The following is an 18,552-nucleotide window of genomic DNA, read 5'->3' on the forward strand; positions in this document are numbered from 1 at the left end:
CGGGCGTAAGTGGAAAACCGGTACCGCTTGACCACCACTCTCCCGCGCGTACCGTGGAATCGTGGAATGGCTGTCCTGGTTCGATGCGCGGGACTACGAGTTTGCCCGGCAGGTGCTGCAGCGCGGCATAGCCGTGCTCTACGCCATTGCGTTCCTCTCCACGTTGAACCAGTTTCCGGCGCTCCTGGGCGAACGCGGACTGCTGCCGGTCCCGGCTTTCCTGGATATGGCCCGCAAACTGGCCAGGCCCACTCTGTTCCTGTGGCGTTACACCGACGCGCTGCTCAGGGCCGTGTGCTGGACAGGTATTGCCGTGTCCGTCCTACTGGTCATTGGCCTCCCCCAAACCGGCCCTCCGTGGCTGCCCATGATGGCGTTCCTTGCCCTCTGGTTCCTCTATATGTCCATCGTCAACGTCGGCCAGACGTTCTATGGGTTTGGCTGGGAAATCCTGCTGTTGGAGGCCGGATTCGTGGTGGCGTTCCTCGGCTCGGATCAGACGCCGCCGCCCACTACTATCCTTATCCTCATTCTGTGGTTGGTCTTCCGACTTGAATTCGGTGCGGGCATGATCAAGATCCGGGGCGGCCGTGAATGGCGAGATATGACAGCCATGTTCTATCACCACGAAACACAGCCGATGCCCGGCCCCCTCAGCAGGCAGGCGCACCTCCTGCCGCGTCCGTTGCACAAGGTGGAAGTGGTGGGAAATCATTTTGCGCAGCTGGTGGTGCCGTTCTTCCTGTTCGGGCCGCAGCCGCTGGCCAGCATTGCAGCCGGGGTCATCATCGTGACGCAGCTGTGGTTGGTGGCAACAGGGAACTTTGCGTGGCTGAATTGGGTGGCGATCATCCTGGCCTTTGCTGCGGTCAGCGACCCCGTTGCCCATGCGGTCTTTCCGTTCATACCACTGGAGTGGCACCGAGGCGCCCAAACCCCGGCGTGGTGGCTGGCCGTCGTCGTGCTTGTCACCGTTTTGTTGCTCGTGTTCAGCTACAGGCCGCTCCTCAACCTCTTCTCCAGTCAGCAGTTGATGAACGCCAGTTTCAACCGATGGCGCCTGGTGAACGCTTACGGCGCTTTCGGGACGGTGACCAAGCAGCGGATCGAGATCGTAGTGGAGGGGACACTGGCGGAGGAGCCGGACGCCGCTGAGGAACACTGGTTTGAGTATGGCTTCAAGGGCAAGCCCGGCGATGTTCGCAGGCTCCCGCCGCAATGGGCGCCCTATCATCTGCGCCTGGATTGGCTCATGTGGTTCCTGCCGCTGCGAACCGTCCACGAGGACTGGTTTTACGCGTTCCTGGGCAAGCTGCTGGAAGCCGACCAGGCAACGCTTGGACTGCTGCGCCACGACCCGTTCGACGGCGAGCGCCCCCGTTGGGTGCGGGCGCGCAGCTACCTTTACCGTTTCGCCAGCCGTGCAGAGTTCCGCGAGTCCGGCGAACGTTGGGTGCGGGTGCTGCTGTATGACGCGGTCCCGCCACTCTCGCTTAGTCCCCGACGGCGGCGCCTGCCCTAGCGCTCGACGCCCGAGGCGGAGCTGTGGATTCGCGGACTACGAGGTGCGTGGCCAATTCCACCCTTCGCGAGTCGATTTCCTCGCCGTTTTTCTGGCGGAGGATGAAACTTAAGGCTGAGCGCCCCATCTCTTGCAGCGGTTGGGACACCGATGTCAGCCGTGGCACGGATTCCTCCGCTTGGTGGGTGCCGTCAAAGCCGACCAAACTCATTTCCTCCGGAATGCGCACATTCTGGCGCCGTGCTTCAGCGAGCACCCCCAGCGCGATGCTGTCACTGGCGGCGAAGATCGCCGTGGGCGGATCGTCCAGTGCCAGCAAGGCCTTCATGGCGCGCACTCCATTTTCGGGCCTGAACGGACCATCGGAAATGTACTCATCCTCCACGGCCACGCCCTCTGCCATGAGGGCAGCCATGTAACCGTGCAGGCGGGCCTGGCTGCATTCCGCCGTGGAGGGACCACCAATATAGGCAATTCTTCGATGCCCCAACTCCAGCAGGTGGGATGCCGCAGCTTTGCCGCCTGCCCAATTACTGGCGCCAACACTGAAGACGTCTGCGGGCGGCGGATTGAGCGGATCCACCACCACGATGGGAATCCGGCGACGCTTGAACGCTTCCAACTGAGCGGAACCGAAGGCCGAGGTCACTACAATCATGCCGGCACGGCCCTCGTCCACCAGGCGCTGCGCCCGTCCTTCGGGCCCCAGCGGAGAGCCGGCCTGCCGACCTGTGATGGAGAGGATCACTTCCATGTCCGATACTGCCGCGTGCTCCATCACACCGTTGAGGACTTCCACCCCGTACGCCGAATTCAGGGAGTCGAAGACGACTTCCACCGCACGGTGTTCGGGGATGCTTTTGCGTTGTAACGGCGATTTGTAGCCGGTGCGCTGCAATGCTGCCAAGACCCTGGCACGGGTGGCTTCTGCCACGTCCTCGCGGCCGTTGACAACCTTGGAAACTGTGGGCGCGGAGACACCAACTTCAGCTGCTACCGCGGCCAGGGTGAGCTTGGAGGGGCGGAGATCTCGTTCCACAACGTTCCTGCTTTCGAAATATTTCGGTTCATTGCAGTCTCCTCGATCACACGCCCATTCGTCAATGACGCATTAAAACTCTTCATAATGAGCGAATAAACGTCTTGACGGTGATGCAGGTCACGGCTAAGTTTGGTTGGCACTTCCGAAAGGATGTTCGAAATATTTCGAAACTCTAACGGATTTGGATGATCGCAGTCGATCTCCTCACCACGGAGTGTGGCTTTTTACACGCACAACCGGGCAATCAGCGTCGAGCCCGAAGGACGAATGGAAACTGCACATGAATAATCTCAAGTTGCTCACCGCCGGAATGGCCGTTTCTGCAGCCGCATTGTCGATCTCGCTCGTAGCCTGCGGGTCCTCGGGTCCGGCCGGAACGGGAGCCTCGGCGGACTCGGCAACCATGTGGGGACTCACCGGTGGAGACCAGCCAGTGTTCCAAGCATCCGTTGACTCCTGGAACAAGTCACACCCGGACACCGCCATCAAGCTCGACTTCTTCGCCAACGACGCCTACAAGACCAAGGTCCGCACCGCCGTCGGCGCCGGCCAGGGGCCCACCCTGGTCTACGGCTGGGGCGGCGGGGTTCTCAAGTCCTACGTCGATGCCGGCCAGGTGGATGATCTGACGGGATTCCTCAAAGAAAACCCCGACGTCCAAAGCCGCTACCTTCCCTCCATCCTCGAGAGCGGTGTGATCGACGGCAAGACCTACGCATTGCCCAACAACAAGGTGCAGCCCGTAGTCCTCTACTACAACAAGGAAGTCTTCGAGAAGATCGGAGCAGAACCGCCCAAGACCTGGGATGAGCTCATGGCGCTCGTACCAAAGTTCAAGGCTGCCGGCGTGGCGCCCTTCTCCCTGGGCGGACAGTCCAAGTGGCCGGACCTGATGTGGCTTGAATACCTTGTGGACCGTATCGGCGGCCCTGAGGTCTTCGCCAATATTGCAGCCAACAAGCCTGACGCTTGGTCCGATCCCGCAGTGATCGAGGCACTGACCAAAATCCAGGAACTGGTAAACGCCGGTGGCTTTATCAACGGCTTCTCCTCGATTGCCGCTGACAGCAACGCGGACCAGGCCCTGCTGTACACCGGCAAGGCCGCCATGATTCTGCAGGGAAGCTGGATCTACCAGGGCATGAAGAAGGACGCGGCCGACTTCGTCTCCAGCGGCAAGCTCGGTTACACCCCCTTCCCCACGGTCGAGGGCGGCAAGGGTGACCCGGCGAACGTGGTGGGCAACCCGTCCAACTTCTGGTCCGTCTCGTCCAAGGCCACCGAGGACCAGAAGAAGACAGCCCTGGCGTATGTGAAAGACGGAATGTTCAATGATGAGAACGTTCAAAGCCTGATCGACTCAGGAGCCGTACCCGTGGTCACGGGCATCGAAGACAAACTCGCCGCCTCCCCCGACAAGGACTTCCTGACCTACGTATATGGCATGGCCAAGGACGCCCCGGACTTCACGCTGTCCTGGGACCAGGCGCTCAGCCCCGCACAGGGAGATGCCATGCTGGCCAACCTTGACCAGATCTTCCTGAAGAAGATCACGCCGGAGCAGTTTGCTTCCACCATGAACGCAACGATCGGGAAGTAATCCTGTGTCCGCAATTACGACTCCACAGCGGGCAGTGGGCGCCAAGCGCGGCACCCGGCGGACCCTGGAAAAGGGTCCGTCGGGTTGGCTGGCCGTCCCTGCCCTCGCGTTCTTCATGCTCTTCGCTATTCTCCCGCTCCTGGGAGTCCTGTTCCTCAGCTTCACCCGCTGGGACGGCCTGGGCGAAATCAAACTCGACGGGCTCTCCAGCTGGAACACGGTCCTGGCCGATCCGGTCACCGGTAACGCATTGTTGGTGACGGCCAAGATCATGTTCTTCTCGTTCATTGTCCAAGCACCCATCAGCCTTCTGCTCGGTGTCTTCACAGCCGCCAACCAGAAGTACCGTGCGGCACTGGCTGTCCTCTACTTCGTGCCCCTGCTCCTGTCCTCCGCGGCAGTGGCCATTGCTTTCAAGGCGCTGCTGGATCCGAACTTCGGCCTCGGCCCTGGCCTGGGACTGCCAATCCTGGCCCAGGACTGGCTGGGCAATTCGGATCTGGTTCTGTTCGTGGTGGTCTTCGTGATTGCCTGGCAGTTCGTGCCGTTCCACACCCTGATCTATCAAGGCGGCGTCCGGCAGATCCCTGCTTCGCTGTACGAGGCCGCACAGATTGATGGTGCCGGCCGTGTCCAGCAGTTCTTCAACATCACCCTGCCGCAGCTGAAGTACACCATGATCACCTCCTCCACCCTCATGGTGGTGGGTTCCCTCGCCTACTTCGACCTGGTCTTCGTGCTGACGGCCGGCGGACCGGGCTACTCCACCAGGCTGCTGCCACTGCACATGTACCTCACCGGCTTCAAAGCCAACGACATGGGAGCGGCGAGCGCCCTTGGCGTGATCCTCGTTGTCATCGGCCTCGCCCTGGCACTGTTCCTGCAACGACTCGGCGGCAAGAACCGCAACGCCAGCCAATTGGAAGGTGCGTAATGGCTTCCACAACCCAACTCCCCACAACGCCGGCGGCCCCGCCCCAACCGGTGACAACCCGCCGTCGGCCTCCAGGAACCGGCCGTTCCCGGCCGAACTTCCTGGGTGGCCTGGGCGGCTGGCTCTGGCTGGCGATCATTATTGTGCCGGTGTACTACGTGGTGATCACCAGCCTGAAGAACCAGGCAGGGTTCTTCACGTCAAACCCGATGCTGCCTCCATCCGAGCCGACCCTGGACAACTACAAGCTGGTCCTGGAGAACGACTTCGCCAAGTACTTCACCAACAGCCTCATCGTCACCGTTGGCAGCGTGGTTCCGGCACTTTTTGTCGCTTTCATGGCCGCCTACGCCATTGTGCGGGGCAAGGGAGGGTTCCTTAGCTGGACCAACAACGTCTTCCTCCTGGGCCTGGCCATTCCGCTGCACGCAACCATCATCCCGATCTACTGGATGATCACCAAGGCCCACATGTACGACACCCTGTTGGCACTGATCCTGCCCTCCATTGCGTTCGCGATCCCGGTATCGGTGCTCATCCTGTCCAACTTCATGCGGGATGTCCCCAACGAGCTGTTTGAGTCGATGAGGCTGGACGGTTGCTCGGACTGGGCCATGATGTGGCGGCTCGCTTTACCCATGACCAAACCTGCTGTCATCACGGTAGGCATCTATAACGCACTACACGTGTGGAACGGGTTCCTGTTCCCGCTGATTCTTACGCAAAGCCCCGACACCCGGGTGCTGCCGTTGTCACTGTGGACCTTCCAAGGTGAATTCAGCGTCAACATCCCGGCGGTGCTCGCCTCCGTGGTCCTGGCTACGCTCCCGCTGCTGGTGATCTACGTGGTGGCACGTCGGCAGTTGCTCAGTGGCCTCACCGCGGGCTTCAGCAAGTAACGGGATACCCACACAACCAGAAAGGACTCCCCGATGACAGCTCCTCGACTCCTGCGTGTGGGCATGGTGGGCTATGCCTTCATGGGTGCCGCGCACTCCCACGCGTGGCGGACCGCGCCGCGCTTCTTCGACCTTCCACTCGCTCCGGAATTGACCGCCGTGGCGGGCCGAAACGCGGAAGGCGTGCAGGCAGCGGCCGGCAAATATGGCTGGGCCTCCACCGAGACTGATTGGCGCCGCCTCATTGAGCGCGACGACATCGACCTGATCGACATCTGCACCCCCGGCAACACCCATGCGGAAATAGCCATTGCAGCGCTCGAAGCCGGCAAACACGTCCTGTGCGAAAAGCCGTTGGCCAACTCAGTGGAGGAAGCCGAAAAGATGACACTGGTGGCTCAAGACGCAACCGAACGGGGTGTGTTCTCCATGTGCGGCTTCAGTTACCGACGCACGCCTGCCCTGGCACTGGCCAAGCGTATGGTGGACGATGGCCGTTTGGGCGAGATCCGACACGTGCGCGCCCAGTACCTTCAAGACTGGTTGAGCGACGCCGATGCGCCACTGACCTGGCGACTGGATAAGTCCAAGTCGGGCTCCGGCTCACTCGGTGACATCGGCGCGCACAGCATCGATGCGGCACAATGGATCACCGGGCTCAACATCACCGGGGTCTCGGCGCTGCTGGAGACCTTCGTGAAGGAGCGCCCCGTGGGAGGCGATTTTGTAGGCTTGGGCGGTCACGGTGGCGCTGACGGTCCGCGTGGTCCCGTGACCGTGGACGACGCCGCCCTGTTCACCGCCCGTTTTGAGGCCAAGCACGACGACGGCGCTGACGCAGGCTCTCGCGTCGGCAGCGCCTCCGGGCCCATCGGTATCTTCGAAGCCACCCGATTCGCCTTGGGACGTAAAAACGCCATGCGCTTGGAACTCAACGGCACCAAGGGGTCCATTGCGTTCGATTTTGAGGACATGAACTCCCTTCAGTTCTACGATTCCGCTTTGGAACCCGACGCGGGCTTCCGAAAAATCATGGTCACGGAGCCGTCCCACCCCTACACCGGCAATTGGTGGCCTACCGGTCACGGCCTCGGCTACGAGCACGGCTTCACGCATCAGGTGGTGGACCTCGTGACTGCCATCGGCGCAGGCGAGCAGCCCTCGCCGTCGTTCGCTGACGCTTTGCAGGTGCAAAAAGTCCTGGCCGCAGTGGAGGCCAGTGCAGGCAACGCAAGCCGCTGGCAAAACGTGTGACAGACATGAATACGCCCGAAACGAAGGAAACCATGACAAGCAACAACAAGACAGCGCTGGTGGTTCGCGGCGGCTGGGACGGACACCAACCGACGGAAGCCACAGAGCTTTTCATTCCCTACCTGAAGGACAACGGCTACGACGTCCGTGTGGAGGAATCCCCCAAGATTTACGCCGACTCCGACTATATGGCCGGCGTGGACCTGATCGTGCAATGCATGACCATGACCACCATTGAGAAGGATGAGTTCGAGGGACTTCGCGCTGCCGTTGAAAATGGCACAGGCCTGGCCGGATGGCACGGCGGGATCGCTGATTCCTACCGCAACAATTCGGACTACCTGCACCTGATCGGCGGCCAGTTCGCCTGCCACCCGGGCAAGCACGCCGACGAGCGGATCGGCGAGCAGTCCGATAACTACGTTCCCTACACGGTCAACATGCTCCCGGCTGCATCCGGGCATCCCATCACGCAGGGAATCGGCGACTTCGACCTCGTCACGGAGCAGTACTGGGTCCTGTCCGATGACTACATCGACGTCCTGGCCACCACTACCCAGAAGGTCCGCGAGTGGGACCCGTGGAATCGCGAAGTCACATCGCCGGCCATCTGGACCCGTCAATGGGGCAACGGCAAGATTTTTGTCTGCACGCCGGGCCACCGGGTTGAAATTCTCGAGGACAGCAACGTCCGCACCATCATTGAAAGGGGCATGCTGTGGGCATCCCGATAAATGAGGCCAAGCCGCTTACCGTGGGAGTCGTCGGCTGCGGGGCAATCATCGCCCAGTACCTGACCAACTTCCGAAGGCTCGATTCGATCAACCTGGTGGCGGTCGCGGACCTTGATCCATCACGGGCGCAGGCCGTCGCTGACTCGTACCAGGGCGTCCGTGCGCTGAGCGTGGACGAGCTCCTGGCCGCGGACGACGTTGACCTCGTCCTGAACCTGACCATCCCGGCCGCCCATGCGGACATCGCACTCAGGGCCATCGCAGCAGGCAAGTCGGTCTACGGTGAAAAGCCGCTGGCTGCCACCACGGCAGAGGCCCGACAGGTACTGGCCGCTGCCGCCGCGGCCGGAGTTAGTGTGGGTTGCGCGCCGGACACCGTGCTGGGCACGGGAATTCAGACAGCCCGCAAGGCGATCGACGACGGACTGATCGGTTCGCCTGTTTCCGCAACAGCCACCATGGCCACACCGGGCCATGAGCGCTGGCACCCCAACCCCGATTTCTACTACCAGCCAGGAGGTGGACCCTTGCTGGACATGGGTCCCTACTACGTCTCCGCGCTGGTCACCTTGCTGGGGCCCGTGGTTTCGGTGGTGGGCGCTGCCAGCCACACCCGAACCGAACGCACCATCGGTTCAGGCCCGCGGGAAGGCCAAAAAGTCCCGGTGGACATCGACTCGCACGTCACGGGGGTTCTGGTCCATGCCTCCGGTGCACTATCCACCCTGTTCATGAGCTTCGACGCCGTGAAGACCAAGAGCCCAAACATTGAGATCCATGGGGAAACGGGTTCGCTGATCGTGCCTGACCCCAATCACTTCGACGGCGAGGTGCAGTTGTTCGCACTCGGCGCGGAGGAATGGGAGACGCTCCCCGTCTCGGCCGGCTACGTGGACTCGGGCCGTGGCTTCGGGATTGCCGACCTCGCAGCAACGCCCGCCGGGCAGGAACCCCGCGCCGGCGGTCAACTGGCCTTCCATGCCCTGGACGTCATGGAATCGGTGCTGGAGTCGGCCAAAAGCGGGCAGGCAGTGGCCATCAAGAGCACGACCGCACGTCCCGCAGTGGTTGAACTGACTGAAATCACGACGTCGGTGCTCACCTAGCACTCGGCCCGCCCGCCGAGACTACAGTTGATGCCCATGTTTTGGGGAAACATGGGCATCAACTGTCAGCTCGCGGAGAGTGAGCCCTTATACGGGATGCCCGGCCCGGCGCAGGGTCGCTTCAGCGTGCTTAAGGATGGGGCCGTCGATCATTTTGCCGTTGAACTGGAACACTCCGGTGCCCGCGGCAGCCGCGGCTTCCAAAAGCTCATTGGCTTGGGCTATGGCTTCGGGAGTCGGCGCGTAGGCCTCACGGACTACTGCTACCTGGTTCGGATGGATGCAGGCCTTGGCTCCGAAGCCACTGGAAACAGCGTCTCCGGACTCCGCCAAGAGGCCTTCGAGATCCGGGATGTTCACGTACACCGAGTCGATGGCTTCCTTGCCGGCAGCCTTGGCGGCGAGCAGTACGGCGGAGCGTGAGTGAAGGGCGACAGCCCGGTACCCGCCGACGTCGTTCCTGCTGGAGAGGCCACCGAGTGAGGCCAACAAGTCCTCGGCACCCCACATCAGGCCTACGACGTTCGGTTCGGCGGCAATAGCTGGGGCGTTGACGATGCCCGCCGCGGTTTCACAGAGGGCAACGACCTGAAAACCTTCCAAGGACCTGAGCTGCTCGGCGCTCTCCGCCTTGGCCAGCATCACCGTGCGGTAGGACGTCTTTGCCAAGGCCTCAAGGTCGAGTTCGAACTCGGGTGTCCCCACCGGGTTGACCCGCACAATCGTGCGGCCGGGCTCGAGTCCCCCGGTACCGGACTGCTCAACAATCGCTTCGCGTGCCTGCACCTTGTCGGCAGGAGCTACGGCATCTTCCAGGTCCAGGATGACGGCGTCGGATCGGTCAGCGGCTTTGCCAAAACGCTCCGGCCTGTCCGCAGGGCAGAACAGGAGGGCCGGGCCCATGGTGAAGGGAGTCACGTTGGAAGAGGGCATGGAGATCCTTGCTGCTGGTGCCGAGGTGTACTGAAGACGATGTTAATGATCTGAGCCGGGTCTAAGTCTGCGCTGCATGCGCTTCCTTGGTCCACATCAGGCAGGTCCGGGTTGCCAAGGCCACCACCGCGCCGTCCTGGTTACGGCCGGTATGCTGCATGGTCACCACGCCTTGGCCCGGGCGGGACGACGACAGCCGTTTTCCCGTGATCACCGTTTCCGTGTACAGCGTATCGCCGTGATACAGCGGGTGCGGAAAGGTGACATCGGTCAGCCCCAACTGCGCGATGATGGTCCCCTGAGTCAGCTGGGTCACGGACTGGCCCACCATGGTGGACAGGGTGAACATGGAGTTCATCAGCCTCTGCCCGAATGGCTGCCCGGCACTCCAGGCCGCGTCCAGGTGCAGCGCCTGCGTGTTCATGGTCATGGTGGTGAAGAGGACATTGTCCGTTTCGGTGACTGTGCGTCCGGGCTTGTGCGCGTAAACCACGCCCTCTTCAAGCTCATCGAAATACAGCCCGCGCTGCTCAACCACCCGCGTCATACAGTGAGCTCCTGGTCTTCTTCGAACAGTTCGGCGCCGGTAGCGGCCAGGACGTCCTCAAGAGTGACGTTGGGAGCCAACTCACGGAGGACCAAGCGCGGGTCACCTGCATCCTTAGAGACGTCAATGACCGCCAAATCAGTAATGATCCGGTCCACGCAGCCTTTACCGGTGAGTGGGAGTGTGCAGTTCCGGACAATTTTTGGCCGGCCGTTTCGGTCTACGTGTTCCATCATGACAATGACCTTCTTGGCACCGAACACGAGGTCCATTGCTCCGCCCATGCCTTTGACCATCTTGCCGGGAATCATCCAGTTGGCCAGGTCACCGTTCTCGGCCACCTCCATGGCGCCCAGGACTGCAACGTCCACGTGTCCGCCCCGGATCATGCCAAAGGACGACGCCGAATCGAAGAACGCAGCCCCCGCATTCGTGGTAACCGTTTCCTTGCCTGCATTGATGAGGTCCGGATCAATTTTGTCCTCGGCGGGGTACGGACCTACGCCAAGGATCCCGTTCTCGGAGTGAAGGATGACCTCCACGCCATCGGGAATGTAGTTGGGAATCAGCGTGGGCATGCCTATTCCGAGGTTCACGTACTGCCCGTTGGTGAGTTCCCGGGCAACGCGGGCGGCCAGTTCGTTGCGGGTCCAGCCTTTGGCCTCGTGATGTTCGACGTCGGCGCGACGGTACTCGTGCCGGACCGCTTCCGGGCGGGGCGGAATGTCGTGGTAGGAATTGTCGGTCATCGTTCCGCTCCTGGCTGGGTTGTGGCGGACTGGCCTGGTCCCGTGCCGGCAGTCAGCGCTACCGTCCGCTTCTCTATCCGCTTCTCGTTCGAAGTTGCCACCACTACCCGTTGGACGAAGATTCCCGGTGTGTGAATGTGCTCCGGATCCAACTCGCCGGGTTCCACCAGTTCCTCCACTTCGGCAATGGTGGTCCTCGCCGCCATGGCACACAGCGGGTTGAAGTTCATCGCTGTCGCATGGAAGACCAGGTTGCCGTGCCGGTCGCCCTTCCAGGCATGAACCAGCCCGAAGTCCGGTGTGAGGGACTCTTCCAGCACATAGTCCGCGTCGTTGAAGGTGCGCACCTCCTTGGGAGAAGAGGCCAGCGCAACGTTCCCGTCGGCGTCGTACTTTTGCGGAAGGCCGCCTTCGGAAACCTGCGTTCCTACACCTGCCTTGGTGTAGAAGGCGGGGATGCCGGCACCACCGGCGCGCAGTTTCTCGGCCAGCGTGCCTTGGGGAGTAAGGACTACTTCCAGTTCCCCCGCCAAATACTGGCGGGCAAATTCCTTGTTCTCGCCCACATACGAGCTGATGGTCCGCCTGATTCGACCATCCTTGAGGAGAATGCCAAGGCCCCAGTCGTCCACGCCGCAGTTGTTGCTCACCGTCTCCAGATCCGTGGTGCCCTGCTGGTAGAGGGCATCGATCAAGGACACGGGTATACCGCATAAACCGAACCCTCCCACGGCGAGCGAGGCACCGTCCGGGATGTCCTTCACCGCTTCCGCGGCGCTGGCAACAACCTTGTCAATCATCCTTGATCCTTCCCCTACGGTTACAGACCCAGCTCGCGGGCGATGAGCATCAACTGAACCTCGGTGGTGCCCTCCCCGATTTCAAGGATCTTGGAGTCGCGATAATGCCGTGCCACCGTGAATTCGTTGATGAAGCCATAGCCGCCGAACACCTGGGTGGCGTCCCGCGCGTTGTCCATGGCTGCCTCGCCTGCGACCATCTTAGCGATGGCCGCCTCGGTCTTGAACGGCTTGCCTGCCAGCATCCGGGAGGCAGCGTCGTAGTACGCAAGGCGCGCAGTGTGGGCCCTGGCCTGCATCCTGGCGATCTTGAACTGGATGGCCTGGTACTTGCCGATGTTCTGCCCGAACGCGCTGCGTTCCTTGGCGTACTTCACGGACAAATCCACGCACCCCTGGGCTGCACCTGTGGCCAGCGCGGCGATGGCGATGCGGCCCTCATCAAGGATGGAGAGGAAGTTGGCATAGCCCCGGCCGCGCTCGCCCAAGAGATTTGCTTCCGGAACGCGTACGTCGTCCAAGGTGAGCGGATGGGTATCGGAGGCGTTCCAGCCCACCTTGTTGTACGGCTTTTCCGCCCTGAAACCGGGCGTGTCCGTCGGTACCAGGATGGTGGAAATCTCCTTCTTGGTGCTGCCGTCAGCGTTTTCCTTTTGACCCGTGACTGCCGTGACAGTAACCAGCGTGGTGATGTCCGTGCCGGAGTTGGTAATGAACTCCTTGTTTCCGTTGATGACCCATTCGCCGTTGTCCAAGTGGGCGTTGGTCTTGGTGCCACCGGCATCCGAACCGGCTTCGCGCTCGGTCAGGCCGAAACCTGCCAAGGAACGTCCGGACGCGAGCTGCGGCAACCACTGAAGTTTCTGTTCCTCCGTGCCGAAGCGGTACACCGGCATGGCGCCCAGCGAGACACCGGCTTCCAAAGTGATGGCAACTGACTGGTCAACGCGGCCCAACTGTTCCAAAGCCAAAGCAAGGGCGAAATAGTCCCCGCCCATCCCGCCGAGCTCCTCCGGGAAGGGCAGGCCGAACAAGCCCATCTCCCCCATCTGCTTCACAACCTCGTAGGGAAAGCTGTGCTCTTCGTCGTGCTTGGCGGAAACCGGTGCAACAACCTCGTCGGCGAACTCGCGGACGGAGTCGCTCAGGTCCTGGTATTCCTCATTGAGTTCAAAGGTGCTCATCGCTGGACTTCCTCGTCTGTGCTGGTCTCGTCTGTGCTGGTGCTGTCTACGTGAATGGTGGCGAGCACTTGGTCGGCTTTGACCAGGTCGCCGGGTTTGCTGGTGAGGTGGACGGTGCCCGCCACGGACGCCACCAGTTGGTGCTCCATCTTCATGGCTTCAACGGCCAGGAGGGCTTGGCCTTCCTCGACGCTCTGACCATCGGTTACCGACACCGACACCACAGTCCCGGGCATTGGCGATCGTACTTCCGGGTCAGCTGCCCCTTCATCACGTTGGATGCCTGCGAGCATCCGCCGCAGGCGCTCAGCACGATTCAGGACCTCAAGTTTGCAGGACCAGCCATCGTTGCCTACGTGGATTTCGCGGGCAGCACCCGGTCCCACCCCAACCGCGAAGATAACCAGGCCGCCGTCGAGCTCAAACGCGATGCTGTTGCCACTGTGATGGGCAACCCTCACCGGTACCGCGTTCCCGCCGTCCACCGCCGCCGTCAAGGTGCCGTCCTGTTCGGTGATGGCCACCGTATCGACTTCACCCCCCGAAATACCAAAGGTGGCTGTCCACGCGCCGCGACCTCCGATTCGCCAAGAGTCCGGAACCTTCCACGCGTCGCCCGCAAGCGCCGAGCCGGTGCGGTTCAGCCACAGCGTAAGCGCGGCGGCGATCAGTTCGGTTGGACCAACGTGCCTGAATTGCATGGACGGCAGCCTGCGCTCAATCAGTCCCGTATCCAGGCGCCCTGCCCGGACATCGGGATCATTGATCAGCAGCCGCAGATACTCAACGTTCGTGTCCACCCCCATCAAGGTGTACCGGCCCAGGGCAGCATCAAGGGTGTCCAACGCCGCTGCCCTGTCTTCACCCCACGCAATGACCTTGGCGAGCATGGGATCGTAGTCCCCCGTGATCTCCAGATTGTGCCGCATGGCGGAATCGATCCGCACGTTGGCACGCGCCTGCTGCTGGCCGGACACGGTTGCATCCGCTGCGCCCTGCTCTGCGAGGGCCACAATGCGCCCCATGGATGGCATGAAGTTCCGCTCGGGCACCTCCGCATAGACGCGCGCCTCAACAGCATGGCCCTTGAGTACGACGTCGGACTGCGCCACGGTGAGCACCTCACCGGCGGCAATCCTCACCTGCCATTCCACGAGGTCGACGCCGGTCACCATCTCCGTGACAGGATGCTCAACCTGCAGCCGGGTGTTCATTTCCATGAAAAAGAACTCGTCGGGGTGGTCATCGGAGACTAGGAACTCGACGGTCCCGGCCCCGCTGTAGTTGACCGAACGTGCCGCGTTGCAGGCCGCCTCACCGATGCGGGCCCTTTGTGCTGCGCCGTCCGGCAGCGATTCGAAGAGGGCGGACGGGGCTTCTTCAATGACCTTCTGGTGGCGTCGTTGGAGTGAGCACTCACGCTCGCCGAGGTGGATGACGTTTCCGTGATTGTCGGCCAGGACCTGGACCTCGATGTGCCGGGGTGCGCGGATGAGCCGCTCCAGGAAGAGGGTGTCGTCGCCAAAGGCGGATGCCGCCACTCGCCTGGCCGTAATGAGCGTGGAGGCCATGTCCTCGAGCCGTTCCACCACGTGCATGCCTTTTCCGCCGCCACCTGCGGACGGCTTGATCAGCAAGGGGAAACCGACTCCCGGTGCCGCCTCCAACAGTTCCTGGTCGGTGAGCCCTGGCTTTGCGATGCCCGGAACGCAGGGGACGTCGTAAGCCATCACGTGGTTCTTGGAACGGATCTTGTCGCCCATTACTTCAATGGCACCAATTCCCGGCCCGATGAACCTGATGCCAGCCGCGTCCAGGGCCTTGGCGAACTCCACGTTCTCGGAGAGGAAACCGTAGCCCGGATGAACAGCCTCCGCCCCGCTTCGACGGCAGGCATCGATGATGGCATCGATCTTCAAGTAACTGTCCGCGGGTGCCTTGCCACCGATAGCGACGGCGGTATCGGCGAGGGCCACATGCTTGGCGTCCTTGTCGGCGTCTGAGTACACGGCGATGGAGCGGATGCCCATCTCCTGCAGCGTCCGGATGACGCGGCAGGCGATCTCACCACGGTTGGCAACGAGGACGGCGCTGAATGTTCCGGCTTCGACCGCCGGACCGGAGGTTTCTGCGGTTGCTGCTGCGGTTGTTGTTACGGCTGTTGTTGGCAGGGTCATGGTCACATCCTGAAGAGACCGAAGGAGGTCTCGGGCAGTTGTTGTCGGGAGACGACGTCCAAGGCCATTCCAAGGACTCGCCGCGTGTCGGCGGGATCGATAATGCCGTCGTCCCACAAGCGCGCAGTGGAGTAGTACGGACTTCCCTGGTCCTCATATTGCTGCTTAATAGGAGCCTTGAACGCTTCCTCGTCCTCGGCGGACCATTCCTGGCCGGCTGCCTCATACTGATCCCGTTTGACTGTTGCCAGAACGCTGGAAGCCTGATTTCCGCCCATCACGGAAATGCGGGCCGCCGGCCACATCCACAGGAATCGTGGCGAGTAGGCCCGGCCACACATGGAGTAGTTGCCAGCTCCGAAGGAACCTCCGATGACCACCGTCAGCTTGGGCACCCGGGCCGTGGCCACTGCCGTGACCATTTTGGCGCCGTTCTTGGCGATGCCGCCTTGCTCGTAGTCCTTGCCCACCATGAAGCCGGAGAGGTTCTGCAGGAAGATCAGGGGAATGCCACGCTGATCGCAGAGCTCTATGAAGTGAGCGCCCTTCAAGGACGACTCGCTGAAGAGGACACCGTTGTTGGCCACGATGCCCACGGGATGCCCGTGGAGGTGCGCGAAGCCGGTGACCAAGGTGGTGCCGTAATTCTTCTTGAATTCATGGAATTCGGAACCGTCCACGAGTCTGGCGATGACTTCGCGGACGTCGTACTGTGCGTTGACATCCGTAGGAACCACGCCATAGATCCCTGAAGGGTCGACGACGGGCGGCAGGACGACGTCGGACACGTCCCATGCCGGTTGTGCCGGCTTCGGCAACGTCGCCACAATGTCACGAACGATCTCCAGGGCATGCTGGTCATTTTCCGCCAAGTGGTCCGTGACGCCGGAAATCCTTGAGTGGACATCGCCGCCGCCCAGTTCCTCTGCCGTGACGATCTCGCCGATGGCTGCCTTAACCAAGGGTGGCCCACCCAGGAAGATGGTGCCCTGGTTGCGGACAATGATGGTCTCATCGCTCATGGCGGGTACGTAGGCGCCACCGGCGGTGCACGAACCCATGACGGAGGCGATCTGGGGGATCTTGGCGGCGGACATTTTGGCTTGGTTGTAGAAGATCCGGCCGAAGTGCTCCTTGTCAGGGAAGACCTCATCCTGCTTGGGCAGGAATGCTCCGCCGGAATCAACGAGGTAGATGCAAGGAAGCTTGTTCTCCAGGGCGATCTCTTGGGCCCGGAGGTGCTTCTTCACGGTCATGGGATAGTAGGTGCCGCCCTTGACCGTGGCGTCATTGGAGATCACCAGGACATGGCGGCCATGGATCAGGCCGATGCCTGCAATGACCCCGGCGCCTGGAGAATCGCCGTTATACATGCCATTCGCAGCCAAGGGAGCGATTTCCAGGAACGGACTGCCGTCATCGAGCAAGTAGTCGATCCGTTCGCGCGGCAGAAGCTTCCCGCGGGCGATGTGCCGCTCACGGGACTTGGCCGGGCCGCCAAGGGACGCCGTCGCCAATCGCTCCCGCAGTTCCTCCACCAAGGCCAGTTGCGCCTCCTGGTTGGCTTCAAAGGTGCCGCTGGAGGCTCCTGTCAGGCTGGCAATTGTCTCCATCGACCCCTGTTCCATTCCCGGCCGCAGGCCATTTCGGTTAGTGCCATGTAACTGAAATTTAGGTTAGTCTTTATTAACTGTGATGTCCAGCACAGGTGGTACCTAACGCTGGGCTGGACTGGCGCAAGGAGGAAACGTGACCGCAGGTCAGGAAGCAAGTATCGACGTCACCCGTGTCGCCGCCACACAACGCGGCCAGGCAAAGGAACTCCGCAGAGCGGCTTTGTTGTCCGCTGCTGCCGGTTTGTTCGCCGAAAACGGCTTCACACGCGTCTCACTTGAAGACCTCGGTGCGGCAGCTGGTGTCAGCGGACCCGCCGTCTACCGGCATTTTCCCGGCAAGCAAGCGGTCCTCGGAGAGCTGCTGCTCAGCGTCAGCCGGGATTTGCTGGAGGGCGGATTGCGGGTGGTGTCGGAGTCGGATGATCCCCTGACCGCGCTGAAAGGGCTGGTCCAATTCCAGGTCGATTTCGCGCTCAGCAACCCGGAGGTCATTCGTGTTCAGGACCGGGACTTCGGAAGCCTCAGCGACGCCGACCAAGCAGAAGTCAGGTCTCTCCAGCGCAGTTACGTCGAAACATGGGTGGACGTCCTGTCCCGCATCCACTCGGACGCAGATGTCCCGGGCCTTCGGGTCCGGGCACATGCAGCCTTTGGTTTGATCAACTCCACACCCCACTCGGTGCGCCACCACGGCCGGAAGATCGCCGTGAAGTCAGCCAGGCCCATTTTGGAACAGATGGCATTGGCTGCCCTTACCGCAGTGTGATTATTTTCGGGAGGTCTGCGTCGCCTTCTCAATCCCCTGCTAAAAATGTCAGACCCCAATGAAATGATTAATTCATGGAAGAAACGGGGCAGTTAACAGCGTTGCGGACGGAATCGTCCCCGGCCGTCGCTGCCTTGGTAGAGGCCGCGTCACGGCGTTTCTTGAGCAGGCCTGACTTGGTCAAGGCCGGGTTTAAGGAGACGACGGCGCCCATCACCGTGATCGGCCGATTCCACGGCGCTGGGCTGCTCAGCGGCGTTGGGCTGCTCAACGGCGTTGGGCTGCTCAGCGGCGTTGGGCCGGTCAACGGTACCGGGCTGCTCCGCGGCGCCGGGCCCGTCTACGGTACCGGGCCGGTCAACGGAATTGGGCCGGTCAACGACGCCGGGCTGCTCAATGACGCCGGGCTGCTCAACCGAAAGGCCCGCCTCGCCCGGATTTCAGGGTCGGGCCAACGCTTGGACACTCAGCATCCCGTGCCCGCGTCGGCTGCCGGACGGCAGCTCATGACGTTTCTCGAAGACGGGGAAGCTCTCCTTGATTCCGCGCGGTTGTCCGCGGCCGATGACGCCCGGTTGTTCGGCTTTGTTGAGGCTGCTGATTTTGCCGGCAGGGTTGAGGAGATTTCCCGGTCGTTGGAGTACTTGCAGCTTGTCGCGGCGCAGGCGGTGGAACGAACCCGGAAGGAA

At 61.9% G+C, this 18,552-nt stretch carries 16 protein-coding genes and 1 pseudogene; 9 read left to right on the forward strand and 8 right to left on the reverse strand.

The genetic code is table 11. The features are described 5' to 3' along the window. The first annotated feature begins 61 nt into the window (after positions 1–61). The gene (locus tag ACLRGI_RS21040; RefSeq protein ID WP_419203397.1) at positions 62–1,522 is read left to right on the forward strand and encodes a lipase maturation factor family protein; all 1,461 of its coding nucleotides are present in this window, start codon (positions 62–64) and stop codon (positions 1,520–1,522) included. On the opposite strand, the gene ACLRGI_RS21045 is transcribed toward ACLRGI_RS21040, so the two are convergent. Beyond that, positions 1,494–2,561, reverse strand: a complete 1,068-nt coding sequence (locus ACLRGI_RS21045; RefSeq protein WP_419203398.1) for a LacI family DNA-binding transcriptional regulator — start codon at positions 2,559–2,561, stop codon at positions 1,494–1,496. The genes ACLRGI_RS21040 and ACLRGI_RS21045 overlap by 29 nt on opposite strands. A gap of 283 nt (positions 2,562–2,844) precedes the next feature. Between ACLRGI_RS21045 and ACLRGI_RS21050 the strand changes: the two genes are divergently transcribed. From ACLRGI_RS21050 to ACLRGI_RS21075, 6 genes are read left to right on the forward strand one after another with little or no spacing between them, the layout of a single operon-like run. Next, positions 2,845–4,164 (forward strand): extracellular solute-binding protein, encoded by a 1,320-nt coding sequence (locus ACLRGI_RS21050; RefSeq protein ID WP_419203399.1) that lies wholly within the window; start codon positions 2,845–2,847, stop codon positions 4,162–4,164. A 4-nt stretch (positions 4,165–4,168) separates the two neighbouring features. After that, complete coding sequence (locus ACLRGI_RS21055) at positions 4,169–5,098, forward strand: carbohydrate ABC transporter permease (protein WP_419203400.1); 930 nt, start codon at positions 4,169–4,171, stop codon at positions 5,096–5,098. Next, positions 5,098–5,997 (forward strand): carbohydrate ABC transporter permease, encoded by a 900-nt coding sequence (locus ACLRGI_RS21060; RefSeq protein ID WP_419203401.1) that lies wholly within the window; start codon positions 5,098–5,100, stop codon positions 5,995–5,997. Before ACLRGI_RS21055 ends, ACLRGI_RS21060 begins: the two co-directional genes overlap by 1 nt. A gap of 33 nt (positions 5,998–6,030) precedes the next feature. Then, on the forward strand, positions 6,031–7,251 hold the full coding sequence (locus ACLRGI_RS21065) for a Gfo/Idh/MocA family protein (protein ID WP_419203402.1): 1,221 nt from the start codon (positions 6,031–6,033) through the stop codon (positions 7,249–7,251). A gap of 32 nt (positions 7,252–7,283) precedes the next feature. Continuing rightward, positions 7,284–7,985 (forward strand): ThuA domain-containing protein, encoded by a 702-nt coding sequence (locus ACLRGI_RS21070; RefSeq protein WP_419203403.1) that lies wholly within the window; start codon positions 7,284–7,286, stop codon positions 7,983–7,985. Continuing rightward, positions 7,970–9,091 (forward strand): Gfo/Idh/MocA family protein, encoded by a 1,122-nt coding sequence (locus ACLRGI_RS21075; protein WP_419203404.1) that lies wholly within the window; start codon positions 7,970–7,972, stop codon positions 9,089–9,091. The genes ACLRGI_RS21070 and ACLRGI_RS21075 overlap by 16 nt, the downstream gene beginning before the upstream one ends. Before the next feature lie 87 nt (positions 9,092–9,178). Here the strand turns inward: ACLRGI_RS21075 and ACLRGI_RS21080 are convergent, their stop codons facing one another. The 7 genes from ACLRGI_RS21080 to ACLRGI_RS21110 form a co-directional block, all read right to left on the reverse strand. Next, the gene (locus ACLRGI_RS21080; protein WP_419203405.1) at positions 9,179–10,024 is read right to left on the reverse strand and encodes an HpcH/HpaI aldolase/citrate lyase family protein; all 846 of its coding nucleotides are present in this window, start codon (positions 10,022–10,024) and stop codon (positions 9,179–9,181) included. Between the two features lie 61 nt (positions 10,025–10,085). Further along, the gene (locus ACLRGI_RS21085; protein WP_419203406.1) at positions 10,086–10,571 is read right to left on the reverse strand and encodes a MaoC family dehydratase; all 486 of its coding nucleotides are present in this window, start codon (positions 10,569–10,571) and stop codon (positions 10,086–10,088) included. Continuing rightward, on the reverse strand, positions 10,568–11,320 hold the full coding sequence (locus ACLRGI_RS21090; protein ID WP_419203407.1) for a CoA transferase subunit B: 753 nt from the start codon (positions 11,318–11,320) through the stop codon (positions 10,568–10,570). Before ACLRGI_RS21090 ends, ACLRGI_RS21085 begins: the two co-directional genes overlap by 4 nt. Beyond that, a complete protein-coding gene (locus tag ACLRGI_RS21095) occupies positions 11,317–12,120 on the reverse strand; it encodes a CoA transferase subunit A (protein ID WP_419203408.1) in 804 nt (267 codons plus the stop codon). Before ACLRGI_RS21095 ends, ACLRGI_RS21090 begins: the two co-directional genes overlap by 4 nt. 20 nt (positions 12,121–12,140) lie before the next feature. Beyond that, entirely contained in the window at positions 12,141–13,304 is a 1,164-nt protein-coding gene (locus ACLRGI_RS21100) for an acyl-CoA dehydrogenase family protein (RefSeq protein WP_419203409.1), read from the reverse strand. After that, positions 13,301–15,481, reverse strand: coding sequence for an acetyl/propionyl/methylcrotonyl-CoA carboxylase subunit alpha (locus ACLRGI_RS21105; RefSeq protein ID WP_419203410.1), 2,181 nt, complete (start codon positions 15,479–15,481; stop codon positions 13,301–13,303). The genes ACLRGI_RS21100 and ACLRGI_RS21105 overlap by 4 nt, the downstream gene beginning before the upstream one ends. Positions 15,482–15,483: 2 nt before the next feature. After that, positions 15,484–17,094, reverse strand: a complete 1,611-nt coding sequence (locus ACLRGI_RS21110) for a carboxyl transferase domain-containing protein (protein WP_419203411.1) — start codon at positions 17,092–17,094, stop codon at positions 15,484–15,486. Positions 17,095–17,230: 136 nt separating this feature from the next. On the opposite strand from ACLRGI_RS21110, the gene ACLRGI_RS21115 reads away from it, so the two are divergent. Together ACLRGI_RS21115 and ACLRGI_RS21120 are read left to right on the forward strand one after the other, a co-directional pair. Next, positions 17,231–17,863 carry an SACE_7040 family transcriptional regulator gene (locus ACLRGI_RS21115; RefSeq protein WP_419203412.1) on the forward strand — a complete coding sequence of 211 codons (633 nt, stop codon included), beginning with the start codon at positions 17,231–17,233 and terminating at the stop codon, positions 17,861–17,863. Between the two features lie 74 nt (positions 17,864–17,937). Next, positions 17,938–18,552: pseudogene (locus tag ACLRGI_RS21120) on the forward strand (hypothetical protein); the annotation flags it as partial.

This window comes from Paenarthrobacter sp. PPS72 (assembly GCF_048537125.1).
In the GTDB taxonomy this organism is placed as follows: Bacteria; Actinomycetota; Actinomycetes; order Actinomycetales; family Micrococcaceae; genus Arthrobacter; species Arthrobacter nitroguajacolicus_E.